Origin of the sequence: Fictibacillus phosphorivorans, assembly GCF_001629705.1 — a bacterium.
Lineage (GTDB): Bacteria > Bacillota > Bacilli > Bacillales > Fictibacillaceae > Fictibacillus > Fictibacillus phosphorivorans_A.
Map to the genome: position 1 here is coordinate 1,673,180 of NZ_CP015378.1, position 17,381 is coordinate 1,690,560.

Here is a 17,381-nt window from a genome sequence, read left to right on the forward strand (position 1 = left end):
CTTTGTGAGGTGTATGAAATGGTATCAGAACGCCAACACGTGGTGGATTTCTTGAATTATTTAATGATCGAGAAGAACTGTTCACCTTATACGATTGAACACTATGAAAAAGACATTAATGATTTTACTTCTTTTTTGAAACAGCAAGCAATCGAAGGATTCGCTGCTGTTTCTTATGTTTTAGTCAGGCAATATTTAGTGACACTGCATGAGAAGAAGTATGCTCGCAATACAGTAGCAAGAAAGATATCGGCGATGAGAAGCTTTTATCGTTTTCTAAACCGCGAAAAGATCATCGAAGAACATAACCCTTTCGCTATGGCATCACTCCCTAAAAAAGCAAGAATGCTTCCTCAATTTCTTTATGAAAAAGAGTTGGAGAGGCTTTTTAATGTGTCTGATGTTACAACGCCTATGGGACAGAGAAATCAAGCCATCCTCGAAATATTGTACGGAACTGGTATTCGTGTCAGTGAATTGTGCAAGATGCAATTGAGAGATCTTGATTTAAATGTAGAGATTGCGCTTGTTAAAGGAAAAGGTAAAAAAGAAAGATATGTTCCGATCGGTTCGTTTGCAAGAGAATCTCTTGAAAAGTATATACAGGACGGTCGCAAGTTGCTGTTAGAAAAAACGGAGAAAAAGTCGGATGCATTATTTTTAAACTATAAAGGGGAACCTTTAACCGTTAGAGGCGTAAGAACTATATTAAATAAACTAATTGAGGAATCCTCCCTTACCATACATATCAGTCCGCATGTTTTGCGCCATACGTTCGCGACGCACATGCTGAATGAAGGAGCAGATCTTAGAGCGGTTCAGGAACTTTTAGGGCATGCTAACCTTTCCTCTACACAAGTTTATACACACGTTTCAAAAAGTCATTTGAAAAAAATCTATAATAATGCGCATCCTCGAGCATAAAAACAAAAAGGGAGGGATTTTTCAATGTCAACATTTCATGCTACTACAATTTTTGCGATTCAGCATAACGGTAAGGCCGCTATGACTGGAGATGGTCAGGTAACGTTCGGCAACGCAGTTGTAATGAAACATACAGCCAAAAAGGTAAGAAAGCTTTTCGGAGGAAAAGTGCTTGCGGGATTTGCAGGCTCGGTTGCAGACGCATTTACGCTTTATGAAAAGTTTGAGAGCAAATTAGAAGAATACAGTGGAAACCTCCAGCGTGCATCAGTTGAGATGGCTAAAGAATGGAGAACAGATCAAGTTCTTAGAAAGCTTGAAGCTCTATTAATCGTAATGAACGAAGAGCATATGTTATTGATTTCAGGAACTGGTGAAGTAATCGAGCCTGATGATGGGATTCTAGCGATCGGATCAGGTGGGAATTATGCTCTTGCCGCTGGTCGGGCACTGAAGAATCATGCACCTGAACTTTCTGCAAAAGAAATCGCTCTTGCAGCTTTAAAGACAGCTGGCGAAATTTGTGTGTACACGAACACGGAGATTGTTTTAGAAGAATTGTAAAAAGTAAAGGAGCGGTTGCAATGAACAGTCAATTAACTCCAAGACAGATTGTTGAGAAGTTAGATCAGTATATTATCGGTCAGAACGATGCAAAGAAAGCTGTTGCTGTTGCGCTTCGTAATCGTTATAGAAGAAGTTTGCTCGACGACAAGCTTCGTGATGAAGTCTCACCTAAAAATATTCTGATGATCGGGCCGACCGGCGTAGGAAAGACAGAGATAGCGAGAAGGTTAGCAAAACTAGCTCAAGCTCCCTTTATTAAACTTGAAGCAACTAAATTTACTGAAGTGGGTTATGTTGGTCGTGATGTTGATTCGATGGTTCGCGATCTGGTAGAAACTTCAGTAAGACTAGTTAAAGAGCTTAGGATGAACGATGTAAAAGACAAAGCTGAGCAAAATGCGAATAAGAGACTTGTAGAGCTTTTAGTTCCTGGTAAGAAAACAGAAACAAGTTTTAAAAATCCATTAGAGATGTTCTTTGGTGGAGGTAATCAAGAGCAAGAACAAAAGCCACAGCAAGATGACGCTGCAGATCTTAGACAGCGACGCAACCAAATGGCTCAAAAACTTGCGCTCGGTGAGATGGAAGATCATCTCGTTACGGTTGAAGTAGAAGAGCAGAATCCTTCGATGCTAGACATGTTCCAAGGTTCAGGACTTGAACAAATGGGAATGAACATGCAGGACATGATCGGTGGACTTATGCCGAAGAAAAAGAAAAAACGGAAACTTACAGTTCGAGAAGCTCGTAAAGTGTTAACACAAGATGAAGCGGCAAAGCTCATCGATATGGACGATGTTACGAGTGAAGCTGTTTACAAGACCGAACAAACAGGTATTATATTTATAGATGAGATCGATAAGATTGCTGGAAAGAACCAAAACTCTGCTGATGTGAGCCGTGAAGGTGTACAGCGAGACATTCTTCCAATCGTAGAAGGTTCTACAGTAATGACGAAGTATGGCTCGATCAAGACAGATCATATCCTGTTTATCGCAGCTGGAGCTTTTCACATTTCAAAGCCTTCAGATCTCATTCCTGAGTTACAAGGAAGATTTCCGATCAGAGTTGAACTAAATAGCTTGTCTGTTGAGGATTTTACACGTATATTAATAGAGCCTGATAATGCGATCATAAAACAGTATAAAGCTCTATTGAGTACGGAAGGTATAAATGTTGAATTTTCTGACGATGCTATTGCTAAGATTGCAAGCATTGCCTATGAAGTGAATCAAGACACCGATAATATCGGTGCACGTAGACTTCATACCATATTAGAACGCTTATTAGAAGATTTATCTTTTGAAGCGCCTGATATCAGCTTAGATCAAATTACCATTACACCCGAGTATGTAGAAGAAAAACTGGCTAACATCGCAAAGAACAAGGATCTGAGCCAATATATATTATAGGATGCAGTAGGAGGAAGAAATACAATGAATTTATTGAACAAAGCAAGAAGTATCAACTCGATGCTTCAACAAACAGGTGGTAAACAAGTAAACTTTAAAGAGATGGCTGAAACACTTAGTACGGTGATCGAAGCAAATATTTTTGTGGTAAGCCGTCGAGGTAAACTGTTAGGTCTCGCTCTTAAACAAGAAATTGAGAACGAGCGTATGAAGAAGATGATCGAGGATCGTCAATTCCCTACAGATTACACTAAGAACCTTTTCAACATTACGGAGTCTCTTTCAAACATTGATATAGAGAGCGATTATACAGCATTTCCTGTTGAAAACAAAGATTTGTTCTCTACAGGATTAACAACGATCGTTCCGATCGTAGGTGGCGGTGAAAGATTAGGAACTCTTATTCTTTCAAGACTATCTACATCATTTGAAGAAGACGATCTCGTTCTAGCAGAATACGGTGCTACAGTTGTTGGAATGGAAATCCTTCGTGAAAAAGCGGAAGAAATCGAAGAAGAAGCTCGTAACAAAGCGGTTGTTCAAATGGCGATCAGCTCGTTATCATATAGTGAGCTAGAAGCGATCGAACACATTTTTGAAGAATTAGAAGGAAACGAAGGATTGCTTGTAGCAAGTAAGATTGCAGACAGAGTGGGTATTACTCGTTCTGTAATCGTAAACGCTCTTCGTAAATTAGAGAGTGCTGGTGTAATTGAATCACGTTCTCTAGGTATGAAGGGAACGTATATTAAAGTGTTGAACGATAAGTTCTTGCTTGAACTTGAGAAGCTTAAAACTTCATAATAACCAATAATAAAAAAACCAGCTCTGTTAAAACAGAGCTGGTTTTTTGTTTTTAAAAATTGTATTTACAAATTATGAATGTCATTTTCTTTTGTTCATTTCGAGGATAGTTGACTCCTTGGCTCTGTCAGTATTTATAAGATGCTTAAATACGTGGGCTCGTTAAAGGAACAGTTGTTGAAAAAAACATCTAATAATTGTCTAGTGTAGTACAGAAACATTAAAAAAGGATAAAATTGTAAATATTTGTCGATTGTATGCGAAAGTGGTATAGAGGTACCAAAAGCAGTATAAATATAGGGATTTTATTACTAGTTTTTAAATTAGGTCCAAAGTCACGGTCGAAATATAGTCCTTTCTATCGAAAAAAGTCAGTTTGGGAAAAAATACATAGACACTTTTTGGATATATCACTTAAAATATGATAGTGAGGTAAGATTTAACAGAATATGAAACTTCTATAGTAAAAAAGAGGGAAGTGGTGAGTTTGTTCTCTGGCTCAGTCATGAAAAACTTAGAAATGGCACTAGATGGATCAGCATTAAAACAAAAGACCATTTCAAATAACTTAGCTAATGTGGACACACCTGGATATAAAGCAAAAGAAACTGTTTTTAACCAGGAATTCAAAAAAAGCTTGCACGCCTATCGAACAGATCAACGGCATTTTTCATTCGGTACTGAATCATCCTCTTCTTTTAGTGTAAGAGAAAAAACAAATACAGTGATGAATCATAACGGAAACAATGTTGATGTAGATAAAGAGATGGCGGAATTAGCGAAAAATCAGCTTTATTATCAGACACTTGTACAGCGGATCAATGGAAAGTTTAATTCGATTAAGATGGTTGTTAAAGGTGGGAGATAAATATGGGAGTTTTTGATGCAATGAATGTATCTGCATCCGGTTTAACCGCTCAGCGGCTTAGAATGGATGTTGCTTCCTCTAATATGGCAAATGTCGATTCGACACGTGGGGAATTTAAGAATGGTGTGTGGGAACCGTATCGACGTAAAATGGTCGTTTTAGGTTCGGGTGAATCTAGTTTTAAAAATATGTTTAATAAGGCTGTTAATAATGGAAAAATGGCTGGCGTAAAGGTAAACGGAATCGTGAACGACGAAACGCCATTCAAAACAGTTTATCAGCCCGAACATCCTGATGCGAACGAAGAAGGATTTGTTCAGCTTCCGAATGTAGATCCATTAAAAGAGATGGTTGATTTAATGAGTGCTACTCGATCTTATGAAGCAAATGTTACTGCACTAAACGCAGCAAAAGGAATGTACTTAAAAGCATTAGAAATTGGCCGTTAGGGGTGTTGAAACATGGACAAAATTTCAATCGGTTCACTTCAGAATATTAGTAACCCAACCTCGGTTGCAAAAGTGACACCATATGAAGCACAAGAAGATTTTAAAAGTTATCTTAAAGGTGCGCTAGGTACGTTGAGTGAAACACAAGCACAATCGAATCAGGCCACTCAAGGTTTGATGAATGGAAATATGGATAATCTCCATCAAGTGATGATTACTGCCGAAAAAGCAAGTGTAACGATGCAAACAACTCTTGAAATTCGTAATAAGGTTGTTGAGGCCTACCAAGAAATTATGAGGATGCAAGTATAGGCTCTATTACAGATTTCGATATTAGCATCCGATTTTGGGGGTAGCTGTTAAAAATTTTTATTGCGTTTATCGGGGGAAAAAATGAAAGAAAAATGGAAAAACATCATCAAGCAAACGACAGAGCGATTTAAAACTCGTTCCAATGTACAAAAGGGAATGATCCTTGGAGTGATCTTTCTCATAATCACAGCATTCATCTTTGTAACCATCATGATGTCATCACCTAACCTTGTTCCTTTGTATTCAAATCTTTCCCCTCAGGAAGCAGGTCAAATACAAGAGAATTTAAATAGCAAAGGTGTGGCGAATGAAGTCCAAGATGGCGGCAAAACCATACTGGTTCCTGAAGAGCAGGTAAACAACCTGCAGGTGCAGCTTGCAGCAGAAGGATTGCCTGAAAGCGGAAATATCGATTTCTCCTATTTTGGTGAAAAATCAGGTTTTGGAATAACAGATAAAGAATTCGGTGTGTTAGAAAGAGAAGCCACACAAACAGAGATTGCTAGCTTAATAAAAAGCATTAACGGGGTTGAAGATGCGAGCGTAATGATCACCCTACCTGAAAGCAGTGTATGGGTGAATCAAGAAGAAGAGAAAGCCTCAGCTTCTGTTGTTCTTTCTTTAGGAGCGGGAGCGAAATTAAATGAAGACCAAGTGAAAGCTCTCTATCATCTAGTTTCAAAGAGTGTGAGTAACCTTCCTATGGAAAATATCGTCATCACAGATCAATACTTTAATTATTATGATTTAAATTCTGTTAACTCTACAGCTTCATCTTCAAAATACGAAGAGCAGAGAAAGATTAAGCAGGATGTTGAAAGAGACTTACAACGACGAGTTCAACAGATGTTATCAACGATTATGGGACAAGGGAAAGTAGTCGCTACAGTGACAACAGATATTGACTTTACGGAAGAAAAACGTGAAGAGAATATTGTAGAGCCTGTTGATAAAGAAAACATGAAAGGCATCGAAGTAAGCGTCGAGCGGATAAGAGAAACGTTTACTGGAGAAGGTGCAGGAGAAGGTGGAGTCGGGGGAACGGGTGATCAAGAAGTACCTACCTACCCAGGTTCAGCTGCTGGTTCAAACGGAGATTATGAAAAAGTAGAAGAACGTATCAATAACGAAGTGAACAAGATTCGTAAAGAAATTGTAGAAAGTCCTTATGAGATACGAGATCTAGGTATACAGGTCATGGTGGAGCCTCCAACTCCTAACAAACCAGAATCATTACCACAAGAAAGATTAGATGATATAGAACAAATTTTGAGTGCTATCGTGAGAACAAGTATCTCTAAAGATGTTAATGAAACATTATCAGAAGATGATATACAAGAAAAAATATTTGTATCTGCACAGCCGTTCAACGGAAAACAAGAAACAACTGCCGTTTCTAAAGGTATTCCGTTATGGATCTACATAGTTGGCGGAATCTTAATAATCGTCATCATTCTATTAATCTTCTTGCTATCTCGAAAAAGAAAAACAGAGACTGAAAGCAAGATTGAAGAATTCGAAATGGATGAGCCACAAGAGTCTTACTACGTGCCTGATGTAAACCAAGAAAAAGGGTCTGAAGGAACCGTTCGTAAGGAACAATTAGAAAGAATGGCAAAAGAAAAGCCAGAAGAATTCGCTAAATTAGTTAGAACATGGCTTTCAGAGGAGTAAGGAGGTAACGAACGATGGCAAAAGGCATGAAAGAACTATCTGGGAAAGAGAAAGCGGCAATCCTCGTTATCTCTTTAGGTCCTGATGTGGCAGCCCAAGTATATAAACATTTAAGTGAAGAAGAGATTGAGAGATTAACTCTTCAAATTTCACAAGTTAGAAAAGTAGACTCAACATTAAAAGATGAGATCATTACACAATTTCATCAGTTAGCTCTCGCGCAAGATTATATTACCCAAGGTGGAATAGGCTATGCGAAAACGGTACTTGAAAAAGCGGTTGGTAAAGACGAAGCGATGCAGATCATCAATCGTTTAACATCTACTCTACAAGTGAGACCGTTTGACTTCGCTCGAAAAGCAGATCCGGGTCAGATATTAAACTTTATACAAAACGAGCACCCTCAAACGATTGCTCTGATTCTGTCTTACTTGGATTCATCACAGGCTGGGCAGATCCTCTCTGAACTTCCACAAGAGATGCAAGCTGATATAGCGAAAAGGATCGCATTAATGGATCGAACATCTCCTGAAGTGATCAATGAAGTGGAACAAATCTTAGAAAGAAAGTTATCTGCTACCGTTACACAGGATTTCACACAAGCTGGTGGAGTAGAAGCCGTTGTCGAGGTGTTAAACGGTGTAGATCGCAGTACTGAACGAACGATCCTGGATGCGCTTGAAATCCAAGATCCTGAGTTAGCGGAAGAGATCAAGAAAAGAATGTTTGTCTTTGAAGATATCGTCACTCTTGATAATCGTGCGATTCAAAGAGTTATTCGTGAAGTGCAGAACGAGGATCTACTCCTAGCTCTTCGTGCATCTAGCGAGGAAGTAAAAGAAGTGATGTTCAACAACATGTCACAGCGTATGGCTGAGAACTTTAAAGAAGAAATGGAGTTTATGGGTCCTGTTCGACTTCGTGATGTAGAGGAAGCTCAATCTAGAATCGTTGGAACCATCAGAAGACTTGAAGAAGCCGGAGAGCTCGTGATCGCTCGAGGCGGAGGAGATGATGTGATTGTCTAAAGTCATAAAATCTTTTCACGATCACAAAGAGAAGTCTGAAACAAGTGAAGTCATCATAGAAATTCAGTCACTTTCATTATTTAAAACGAAAAACCATGCAATTTTAGACGTAGAGGACGAAGAATCGAAGGTCATATCTATTAAAAATCAAGCGTATAACCTGCTTGAAGAAGCGAAAAGAGAGGCTGCTTCTATAACGAAGGAAGCAGAAGAATACAAAGAGGCACATATAAAAAGATTAGCTGAAGAAGAGACTCTCTGGAAAGAGAAGTTAGAAGCGGCTTATGAACAAGCGAAGCATGAAGGATATGACGCTGGCTTTCAAAATGGTCTAGAGCAAGGGCACGATAGCTGGGCTTCACAATTAAATGAAGTAAAGAGCTTTATGGATACATTAAGAAACGATTACCATAACATCTTAAGTGAAGCAGAGCCACAGATGACCATTCTTGCCATGGCAGCCGCTGAAAAAATCTTAGGACAAACGTTACGAGATGCTCCTGAAACGTGGATTTCTATCGTAAAGAAACTTGTTAAAGAAGCTCGAGAGTTTGAAGAGATTAAACTTTATGTTCCTCCACATTGGTTTGAACTTACTCAAAACTATCGTGAAGAACTAAAGAACATACTTCAATCGACAGCGACTCTTTTCATCTATCCAGATGAGAACTTGACCGAGAATGGAGCAATAATCGAGTTTCCTTTTGGAAAGATCGATGCAACACTTGACGTTCAGCTTAAAGAGCTTCGTGAAAAATTGCTAGAACAACTTGAGGTGACAGATCAATGAACGTGGAACGCATGATCGATTCCCTTCAATCAATCGATTCCTATAAAAGATATGGAAAAGTGATTCGGGTTGTTGGGCTAATGATCGAATCTAAAGGACCAAAAACATCGATCGGTGAGGTCTGTTATATCCACATGGGGAACAATAAGCAAAAAATCAAAGCAGAAGTAGTCGGTTTTCAGGAAGAGAATGTTTTGTTGATGCCGTTTACGTATGTAAAGCATATTGCAGTTGGCAGTTTGGTAGAAGCGACACATCGTGCGCTAGAAATAAAGGTTGGGCCTTCTTTAATCGGAAAAGTACTTGATGGTATGGGTGTTCCATTGGATGGCTCTCCTCTCCCTCGCGGATTGTTTCGTTATCCGTCAGAGAACGAGCCACCGAATCCAATGGAAAGGCCAAGAATTCATGAAAGTATTCAGCTCGGTATACGGTCGATCGATAGTTTGCTAACGGTGGGAAAAGGCCAGCGGGTAGGTATTTTTGCTGGGAGTGGTGTAGGTAAGAGTACGCTGCTCGGTATGGTGGCACGTAATTCGACAGCTGATCTTAATGTGATCGCACTAATCGGTGAACGAGGACGCGAAGTTCTTGACTTTATTGAGCGAGATCTAGGTGAAGAAGGGTTGAAGCGATCTATTGTAATCGTTGCAACTTCCGATCAACCTGCATTAATGCGGATAAAAGGTGCTTTGACGGCAACGAGCATCGCTGAATATTTTCGAGATCAGGGTAAGAACGTCATGTTGATGATGGATTCTGTAACACGCGTGGCTATGGCACAACGTGAAATCGGTCTAGCTGTTGGAGAGCCACCAACAACAAAGGGATACACCCCTAGCGTTTTTGCGGTTCTTCCAAAATTGTTAGAGCGTTCTGGAACGAATAAGAACGGAACGATTACAGCCTTTTATACCGTTTTAGTCGATGGAGACGATTTTAACGAACCAATCTCAGATACAGTTCGAGGTATTCTGGATGGACATTTTATCTTAGATCGAAAATTAGCCAATAAAGGGCAGTTTCCTGCTGTTAATATTCTAAAGAGTATAAGCAGGGTGATGAATGATATCGTTCCGAAAGAGCATCGGCAAGCTGCTGAACGTCTTCGAGAACTTCTTTCATCTTATGTGGAAGCAGAGGACTTGATCAGCATTGGCGCATACAAAAGGGGTTCTTCTAAATCAGTGGATGAAGCCATTCAGATGTACCCTAACATTCTGGCGTTTCTTAAACAGCAAGTAGATGAAGATGTTAGTTATGAAGAAGCTCTTCAGCGGCTGTTGATTGAATTTGGGAAGGATGAACGTTGATGTCATTTCATTTTTCTATGGAAAAGGTATTGTCTGTTAAACAAAAAGAAAAAGAATCGATTGAACAAGAATTAGGAGAAGCTGTACAAGCATTTGAGAGCATAGCAGAAGAGATATACAGCCTCCTAAAAAGGAAAGAAGACATCGAGAACCAATCGAACTATACCTATCAACAAAGAATCGTAGTAAACGATCTACAGAATACACAGCGTTTTCTGTTATCGATGACGAACAAGATCAAAGAATTACAGCCGCTGTTGCAAAGAGCAAGATAGAGAATGCAAGTTATTCAGCAAAGATTATTGCAGCAGACCATTGAAGTGAAAAAATACGAAAAGCTAAAAGAAAGACAGCTCACCGCATATAGAGTGGAAGTTGCTTCTTATGAAAGTAAGCAGAACGACGAATTTTCGGTATTGCGTTTTGCGAAGTCGTAAAAAATCAGGTGATCAGATGAAACAGAACGAAAAATCTAGCAAAATGGTTTGGTTTTTATTAGTAGTATTCGTACCTTTCGTTTTTGCACTGACTGTTTTCGGAATCGTCCTTTCTTTTATGGGAGTAAACGTATGGGAAGAAGCAAAAAGCACGGGTAAGAACATACCCATTATCAAAAATGTTTTAAGCGAGAAAACGGAAGTAGCTGTTACAAACAATGTTCAAGAGAAGCAATGGAAATCAAAGTTCGATGAGCAAGAAGATTACATTAAAGTACTATCCGCTGATCTTCAAAAGAAAGAAAAAGAAGTTACCGATCTTAAAAGCAATATTGCCCTCTTAGAAAAGCAAGTTGAAGATGCAGAAACAACTGTAAAAGAAGAAGAGAATGAACAAGTAAAAAAGATTTATGAAGCCATGTCAGCGAAAGATGCTGCAGCTGTTATGTCAGAAATGAACAATAATCAGATCATGGGCATCTTGATGCTTTTACAGTCTGAAACCCAAGCTGCGATCCTTGCCAAGCTAGATGCGAAACGCGCGGCAGAGCTTACCGTACTAATGGCAAACAAAACGCTATAAAAGGAGGTGTGAAAAACGTGCAATTAATGATTTCGCAGCCAGTGGTTTCAGGTGTACAGTCTTCACCAGGATCAGGATCTTCTCAAAAAAGTAACAGCATGGATACTCTCTTTTCCCAACTGCTAGCATCTTCAGCTACTGAAAACGAGGGAGTAACAGAAGGTTTAGGAGAAATGATCGCAAGTATTCTAGGTAACATTGAGGGACTTGAATGGAGTTCAGAACTATTAGATAACGAAACTGTTCAATCATTATTAAACGATCTACCGCCTGGAATGAAAGAAGTGGTTGAGAAACTTCTTGAAAGCGAGATTGATTTTTCAGATATTGCAATAAACCCTTCGCCTGAGATGAAGCTAGCTCTATTGTTACAGCTTGTTGTTAATGAAGAAGTTGAGCCATTCTCGCAAAAAGACCAGAAGCAGATCACAGAAATGATCAGCCGATGGTTTCCAGGAATAAAGCTTGACCAAAAAGATTCTCTAACAAAACAAACAGAGCAGATTTTTGGAGAGATTAAAAAGCTTCTAAACGAGTCATCGAGTAATGATAAGAATACTTTCTTAAAAGTTTTTGAGACACTCTCGGCCGAAAAAAAGGTGAAGAGCTTTGCGGACCAAGCTTTTCAGCGATACGTACCGACAGCTAAGTCAGTCGAAACTAATGTTTCAGCTTCTAAAGATCTTCAAACGGTACAGAGTCCACTTTCTCCTATAGAACAATGGACATTGAAAGTGCCTGTTACAGGAGGGGAAGGACAGAAGGAGCAGTTTGTTCGTGAGGTTCAACAAATTATATCAAGAGGAAAACTGTTCGTTACAGAATCTGGATTTACAAAGATGCAGATTCGATTAACACCTGAACATCTCGGCAATATAGAGATTCAACTGATCCAAAAACATGGTGAGATCACAGCAAAGATCATTGCATCCAGCCAAGGTGCGAAAGATGCCTTGGATAGTCAGCTCACACAATTAAAACAAGCTTTCACAAGTCAAGATATAGATTTTGAAAAGATCGATGTCTTTCTTAACGGAGACGAACAGACCTTTGATTTCCGTGATCAACATAATCAAGCACATGAAGATCAACAGCATGCAGAACAGAACATGTCTGAGGATGAGAATTCAGATCATCTATCATTCGATGAACAATTATCGCAGTTGGTATTAAATGAAAAGGTGTGATGAGTGATGACCAAGATTTCTGAAGATCTGATGCTTTCTAATCATCAAGCAAAAACAAAGCAGACAGGATCAAACATTTTAGGAAAAGATGATTTTCTAAAGATATTAATCACGCAGCTTCAAAACCAAGACCCTACAAGTCCGATGCAAGACCGAGAGTTTATTGCACAGATGGCAAGCTTTTCATCACTAGAACAGATGACAAACATGAACCAAACGATGCAGCAATTCCTATCGTTCCAAACAGAATCTTCACTATTACAACAAAGCCAGATGATCGGTAAACAAGTAACCTACGAAACAGAAACCGTTGATGCAGAAGGTAACAAAAAGATAGAAGAAAAAGAAGCTGTAGTGAAATCTGTTTTATTTGAAAAAGGATCCGTCATGTTGGAAATGAGTGATGGGACAAAGATCACAAGTTACCAAGTGATCAAAATAACCGATCAGGCAAAGTAAGGAGTGGGTGACATGAGCGAACGTATACACGCTCATCAACTGTACCAGCCGATGCTTTACCCGAAACATCAGCAGAAAAAAACAGATCAATCTTTTCAGGCCGTATTCCAGAAAGAGCTTGAAAACCAACTCACGGTTAGTAAACACGCTCAAAAAAGGCTGCAAGATAGAAATATTACGATATCAGAAACAAGCTGGAACAAGATAAGCGAAAAGGTGATCGAAGCGGGCCAAAAAGGGATCAAAGACTCATTAGTGATCATGAAGAATGTCACGCTTGTCGTGAATGCTCCAAATCAAACCGTGATTACAGCGTTAGATCGAAACGAAAGTACATCTCAGATCTTTACAAACATCAATGGTGCTATCGTCATAGACGAATAAATGAGCTGGACCTTTACAGGAGGCTCACAAAACTGCCGATTGATAGACGCAGTTAATAAACCAAGTAAGGGAGATAAAAACAAATGTTACGTTCTATGTATTCAGGAATCAGTGGTATGAAAAACTTTCAGGTGAAGCTAGATGTAATCGGTAATAACATCGCAAACGTAAATACGTATGGATTTAAGAAGGGCCGTACAACTTTTAAGGACCTTGTGAGTCAGCAGATCTCAGGGGCTAGTGCTCCAACTGCAGGAGCTGGTGGAAGAGGTGGGGTTAATCCTAAACAAGTCGGATTAGGATCTCAATTAGCTACTATCGATACTGTGCATACACAAGGTAGTTTACAAACTACTGCACGACCATTAGATTTAGGTATTTCTGGTGATGGCTTTTTTGTTGTAAACGATGGAACGAATGATTATTTAACGAGAGCAGGAAACTTCTATCTTGATAAATCAGGGAATTTAGTAAACTCTGATGGAATGTTTGTAAAAGGGTATGAACCCACTCCAACAAACAATGGGGTAAATACGGGCAATGCAAGTAATATTGTAATTCCATCTACTGCAAAAAGCTTTAGTATAGGACCGGATGGAACAGTAAATTACATTATTGAAGGAGCAAGTGAACCTAAAGTAGCTGGCCAAATTTTTATCGCAAAGTTTTCAAATGACGGAGCATTAGAAAAAGCGGGTGGTAACCTTTATAGAGAAAGTTCTAACTCAGGGTTACCATTAAAAAATAGTCCGACGACATACAATGGTGCTGTCGTTTCTGCACCAGGTAAAAATGGAGCAGGCACACTAGTAGCAGGTGCTCTCGAAATGTCCAACGTAGACTTATCTGAAGAGTTCACTGAGATGATTGTTGCACAGCGTGGTTTCCAAGCGAATACCAGAATCATTACAACATCAGATGAGATCCTTCAAGAACTTGTGAACTTAAAACGTTAACGTGAAGGGAGGTAGGAGTGAGCCAGAAACGGCTTAACTCTGAAACTCATGATTTCTTTAACACAACTAAACGGCAATACGTTTACGCTGAATGCGATCTACATCGAACAGATTCAATCGTTTCCTGATACCACGATCACTTTGACAACAGGCAAAAAGTTTGTGGTTAAAGAAAGTGAAGAAGAGGTTGCTCAATTGATAGCAGCTTTTTATAGAAATATTACGCTATTGCCAATAAGTCAGAAAAGGGAGGGTCTGTAGTTGGGAAAAAATAAAGTGGTAACGATCATGTTCTCCATGCTTGTAGCGATCGGTCTAATCGGTGCAGCAGGATATTACGGGTTTAAGCAGTTCTCACCTAAGACCGAAGCTTCTGAACCTACAGCAGAAGAGCTGGACAAGCTGATGGTCGAAACCAATGAAATGACAACCAATCTTGCAGATCAGTCTTATGTGAAGATTCAGTTCAAGATTCAAGCGGATAATGAAGATGCTAAACATGAACTTGAGAAAAGATTGTTTCAAGTGAACAACCTGATCATCTATGAGATCTCGAATAAAAAAACTGAAGAACTATCGGGACAACAAGGACTGATTTCACTTGAGGACAAGTTGAAAACAGAGATTAATAAGGTTATGCAAGATGGGAAAGTAGTCAGAGTCTACACAACTCAAAAGATCATACAATAATTCATTAAAAACGGCATGAAAAGAGGTGAGACTCTTGGTTGATGTTTTGTCACAAAACGAAATAGATGCTCTTCTCTCCGCCCTTTCCACCGGAGAGATGGATGCAGAAGAGCTTAAAAAGGAAGAGTCAGAGAAAAAGGTTAAAGTATACGATTTTAAAAGAGCCCTACGTTTTTCGAAAGAGCAGATTCGCAGTTTAACGAGATTGCATGAGAACTTTGCAAGACTATTAACGACTTACTTCTCAGCTCAGCTGAGAACGTATGTCCAGATCGGTGTTGCATCTGTTGACCAGCTGCCTTATGAAGAATTCATCCGTTCTGTTCCGAAGATGACGCTGTTGAATGTGTTCGAAGCCCATCCTTTTGAAGGGCGAATCTTAATGGAAGTCAATCCGAATATCGCATATGCCATGCTTGATAGAGTGATGGGTGGTAGCGGCGCTGGAATGAATAAGATCGAGAATTTAACTGAGATCGAGACCAGAATCATGAATCAGTTATTTGAAAACACACTTGATAGTTTTAAAGAAGCATGGACAAGTGTGATTGAACTGGAGCCATTCATGCTCGATTTGGAAGTGAATCCGCAATTTTTACAAATGGTTTCTCCAAACGAAACGGTAGTCGTGATCTCATTGAATACGACGATTGGTGAAACGAGCGGAATGATCAACATCTGTCTTCCACACGTTGTTATAGAGCCGATCATTCCTAAGCTCTCCGTTCATCATTGGATGCAGAATAAGAAGAAAACACCAATCCCAGGAGAGACCGAATTTATTGAACAAAAGATAAAGAACGCTTTCTTGCCTTTTAAAGTTGAATTAGGATCTTCAGACATGTCAATCGAAGAATTTCTAAACTTATCAATTGGTGATTGTATTGAACTAGATCAACGGATCAACCAACCTCTCGTGATAAAAGTAGAAAACAATCCGAAGTTCTACGGACAACCCGGAAAGGTGAAGAAAAAGTTAGCCGTTCAAATTATCGAAACCATTAAGGAGGATGAGGATCAATGGTAAGTGGAGATATGCTTTCACAAGACGAAATTGATGCTTTGTTGAATGGTGGAAGTCCTTCCTCGTCCGGAGAGACCGAAACCGAAGAATACCTATCATCGATCGAACGTGATGCTTTAGGTGAGATCGGAAACATCTCGTTTGGAAGTGCTGCAACAGCACTATCCACCCTGTTAAATCAAAAAGTAGACATCACGACGCCGACGGTAACAGTTGTTAAACGCACCGAGTTAAAAGATGAGTTTCCGATTCCGCATGTTGCAGTCCAAGTTACGTATACAGAAGGGATCGAAGGAGCTAACTTGTTAGTGATCCGAAAGACAGATGCACAGATCATTGCAGACCTGATGCTTGGCGGTGAAGGTACAAATCCTTCTCCAGATTTTGGGGAATTGCAACTAAGTGCTGTTGGTGAAGCGATGAATCAGATGATGGGATCAGCTTCTACATCGATGTCTACGATCTTTAATAAAAAAGTAGATATCTCTCCACCAAAAATTGATTTTCTGGATATTGAATCAAATACGAGTTTGATTCCTAATGAAGAGATACTAGTCAAAGTTTCATTCCGGCTTAAAGTGGGTGAACTGATTGATTCGAATATCATGCAGCTCATTGATGCTGAGTTTTCAAAAGACCTTGTACATAAGCTGATGAATCCTGAACCAGTTGTTGAAAAAGAGCCGGTTGCTGAATATGTACCACATGAAGAAGTCGCTCAACCATCTGCCCCTGTAGAGCATTATCAAGATCGAGTTCATAGTGAGCCAAGAAATAATCCTCAGCCTGCTTATCAATCGCAGATGAGAGACGTTTCCATTCAGCCAGCAAGCTTTTCAGATTTTGGAGATTATGAGACGAATCAAAGAGATACGAAGAATTTAGACATGCTGTTAGACATTCCACTTCAAGTAACGGTTGAGCTTGGAAGAACCAAAAAAACGATTAAAGATATTTTAGAAATGTCTCAAGGTTCCATCGTAGAACTCGATAAACTAGCTGGTGAACCAGTTGATATCTTTGTAAACCAAAAGATGATCGCAAAAGGCGAGGTTGTCGTTATCGATGAGAACTTCGGAGTACGTGTAACTGAAATTTTAAGTCAGCGTGATCGCTTAGAAAAATTGAAATAATTATCGGAGGTAAAGTGAAATGGGAGAACGTATTTTAGTTGTTGATGATGCAGCATTTATGAGAATGATGATCAAAGATATCTTAGTAAAAAATGGATTTGATGTTGTAGGTGAAGCAGCAGATGGTGCGCAAGCGATCGAGAAATTCCAAGAGTTAAAACCAGATCTTGTTACGATGGATATCACGATGCCAGAGATGGACGGCATATCAGCTTTAAAAGAGATCAAGAAAACGAACCCTGAAGCAAAGATTATCATGTGTTCAGCGATGGGGCAGCAGGCTATGGTAATTGATGCGATCCAAGCTGGGGCAAAAGATTTTATCGTGAAGCCGTTTGCAGCTGACCGTGTAATCGAAGCGATCAAGAAAACTTTAGGATAAGCCTT

General features: G+C 39.4%; 21 protein-coding genes and 1 pseudogene. All 22 read left to right on the plus strand.

Annotated features, from left to right (window positions below):
* Nucleotides 1–18: 18 nt before the first annotated feature.
* The 22 genes and pseudogenes from xerC (at nucleotide 19) to ABE65_RS08680 (ending at nucleotide 17,376) form a co-directional block, all read left to right on the plus strand.
* The gene (gene xerC / locus ABE65_RS08575; RefSeq protein ID WP_066399952.1) at nucleotides 19–924 is read left to right on the plus strand and encodes a tyrosine recombinase XerC; all 906 of its coding nucleotides are present in this window, start codon (nucleotides 19–21) and stop codon (nucleotides 922–924) included.
* A 24-nt stretch (nucleotides 925–948) separates the two neighbouring features.
* Entirely contained in the window at nucleotides 949–1,488 is a 540-nt protein-coding gene (hslV, locus tag ABE65_RS08580) for an ATP-dependent protease subunit HslV (RefSeq protein ID WP_066393639.1), read from the plus strand.
* A gap of 20 nt (nucleotides 1,489–1,508) precedes the next feature.
* Nucleotides 1,509–2,903: an ATP-dependent protease ATPase subunit HslU gene (gene hslU / locus ABE65_RS08585; protein ID WP_066393641.1), complete on the plus strand. Its 1,395-nt coding sequence runs from the start codon at nucleotides 1,509–1,511 to the stop codon at nucleotides 2,901–2,903.
* Nucleotides 2,904–2,927: 24 nt separating this feature from the next.
* Nucleotides 2,928–3,707: a GTP-sensing pleiotropic transcriptional regulator CodY gene (gene codY / locus ABE65_RS08590; protein ID WP_066393642.1), complete on the plus strand. Its 780-nt coding sequence runs from the start codon at nucleotides 2,928–2,930 to the stop codon at nucleotides 3,705–3,707.
* 481 nt (nucleotides 3,708–4,188) lie between these two features.
* Nucleotides 4,189–4,575: a flagellar basal body rod protein FlgB gene (flgB, locus tag ABE65_RS08595; protein ID WP_066393645.1), complete on the plus strand. Its 387-nt coding sequence runs from the start codon at nucleotides 4,189–4,191 to the stop codon at nucleotides 4,573–4,575.
* Nucleotides 4,576–4,577: 2 nt separating this feature from the next.
* Nucleotides 4,578–5,024, plus strand: coding sequence for a flagellar basal body rod protein FlgC (flgC, locus tag ABE65_RS08600; protein ID WP_066393646.1), 447 nt, complete (start codon nucleotides 4,578–4,580; stop codon nucleotides 5,022–5,024).
* A 12-nt stretch (nucleotides 5,025–5,036) separates the two neighbouring features.
* Nucleotides 5,037–5,336, plus strand: a complete 300-nt coding sequence (fliE, locus tag ABE65_RS08605; RefSeq protein ID WP_066393654.1) for a flagellar hook-basal body complex protein FliE — start codon at nucleotides 5,037–5,039, stop codon at nucleotides 5,334–5,336.
* 81 nt (nucleotides 5,337–5,417) lie between these two features.
* Nucleotides 5,418–7,010, plus strand: a complete 1,593-nt coding sequence (fliF, locus tag ABE65_RS08610) for a flagellar basal-body MS-ring/collar protein FliF (protein WP_066393657.1) — start codon at nucleotides 5,418–5,420, stop codon at nucleotides 7,008–7,010.
* 14 nt (nucleotides 7,011–7,024) lie between these two features.
* On the plus strand, nucleotides 7,025–8,038 hold the full coding sequence (gene fliG, locus ABE65_RS08615; RefSeq protein ID WP_066393658.1) for a flagellar motor switch protein FliG: 1,014 nt from the start codon (nucleotides 7,025–7,027) through the stop codon (nucleotides 8,036–8,038).
* Entirely contained in the window at nucleotides 8,031–8,828 is a 798-nt protein-coding gene (gene fliH / locus ABE65_RS08620; RefSeq protein WP_066393660.1) for a flagellar assembly protein FliH, read from the plus strand. Before fliG ends, fliH begins: the two co-directional genes overlap by 8 nt.
* On the plus strand, nucleotides 8,825–10,141 hold the full coding sequence (fliI, locus tag ABE65_RS08625) for a flagellar protein export ATPase FliI (protein ID WP_066393661.1): 1,317 nt from the start codon (nucleotides 8,825–8,827) through the stop codon (nucleotides 10,139–10,141). Before fliH ends, fliI begins: the two co-directional genes overlap by 4 nt.
* A 17-nt stretch (nucleotides 10,142–10,158) precedes the next feature.
* Nucleotides 10,159–10,578 (plus strand): annotated as a pseudogene (gene fliJ / locus ABE65_RS22215) (flagellar export protein FliJ).
* Nucleotides 10,579–10,594: 16 nt separating this feature from the next.
* Nucleotides 10,595–11,161: a MotE family protein gene (locus ABE65_RS08635; protein ID WP_066393667.1), complete on the plus strand. Its 567-nt coding sequence runs from the start codon at nucleotides 10,595–10,597 to the stop codon at nucleotides 11,159–11,161.
* 26 nt (nucleotides 11,162–11,187) lie between these two features.
* Nucleotides 11,188–12,348 carry a flagellar hook-length control protein FliK gene (locus ABE65_RS08640; protein ID WP_231887898.1) on the plus strand — a complete coding sequence of 387 codons (1,161 nt, stop codon included), beginning with the start codon at nucleotides 11,188–11,190 and terminating at the stop codon, nucleotides 12,346–12,348.
* Between the two features lie 6 nt (nucleotides 12,349–12,354).
* The gene (gene flgD, locus ABE65_RS08645) at nucleotides 12,355–12,807 is read left to right on the plus strand and encodes a flagellar hook assembly protein FlgD (RefSeq protein ID WP_066393671.1); all 453 of its coding nucleotides are present in this window, start codon (nucleotides 12,355–12,357) and stop codon (nucleotides 12,805–12,807) included.
* Between the two features lie 12 nt (nucleotides 12,808–12,819).
* Complete coding sequence (locus tag ABE65_RS08650) at nucleotides 12,820–13,191, plus strand: TIGR02530 family flagellar biosynthesis protein (protein WP_066393674.1); 372 nt, start codon at nucleotides 12,820–12,822, stop codon at nucleotides 13,189–13,191.
* A gap of 83 nt (nucleotides 13,192–13,274) precedes the next feature.
* Nucleotides 13,275–14,147, plus strand: a complete 873-nt coding sequence (gene flgG / locus ABE65_RS08655; protein WP_066393675.1) for a flagellar basal body rod protein FlgG — start codon at nucleotides 13,275–13,277, stop codon at nucleotides 14,145–14,147.
* 48 nt (nucleotides 14,148–14,195) lie between these two features.
* A complete protein-coding gene (locus ABE65_RS08660) occupies nucleotides 14,196–14,408 on the plus strand; it encodes a flagellar FlbD family protein (protein WP_066393677.1) in 213 nt (70 codons plus the stop codon).
* Complete coding sequence (gene fliL / locus ABE65_RS08665) at nucleotides 14,409–14,837, plus strand: flagellar basal body-associated protein FliL (protein WP_082861356.1); 429 nt, start codon at nucleotides 14,409–14,411, stop codon at nucleotides 14,835–14,837.
* A 34-nt stretch (nucleotides 14,838–14,871) separates the two neighbouring features.
* A complete protein-coding gene (gene fliM / locus ABE65_RS08670) occupies nucleotides 14,872–15,864 on the plus strand; it encodes a flagellar motor switch protein FliM (protein ID WP_066393678.1) in 993 nt (330 codons plus the stop codon).
* The gene (fliY, locus tag ABE65_RS08675; protein ID WP_066393681.1) at nucleotides 15,858–16,994 is read left to right on the plus strand and encodes a flagellar motor switch phosphatase FliY; all 1,137 of its coding nucleotides are present in this window, start codon (nucleotides 15,858–15,860) and stop codon (nucleotides 16,992–16,994) included. Before fliM ends, fliY begins: the two co-directional genes overlap by 7 nt.
* Before the next feature lie 19 nt (nucleotides 16,995–17,013).
* On the plus strand, nucleotides 17,014–17,376 hold the full coding sequence (locus ABE65_RS08680) for a response regulator (RefSeq protein WP_066240809.1): 363 nt from the start codon (nucleotides 17,014–17,016) through the stop codon (nucleotides 17,374–17,376).
* The last annotated feature ends 5 nt before the right edge of the window (nucleotides 17,377–17,381 follow it).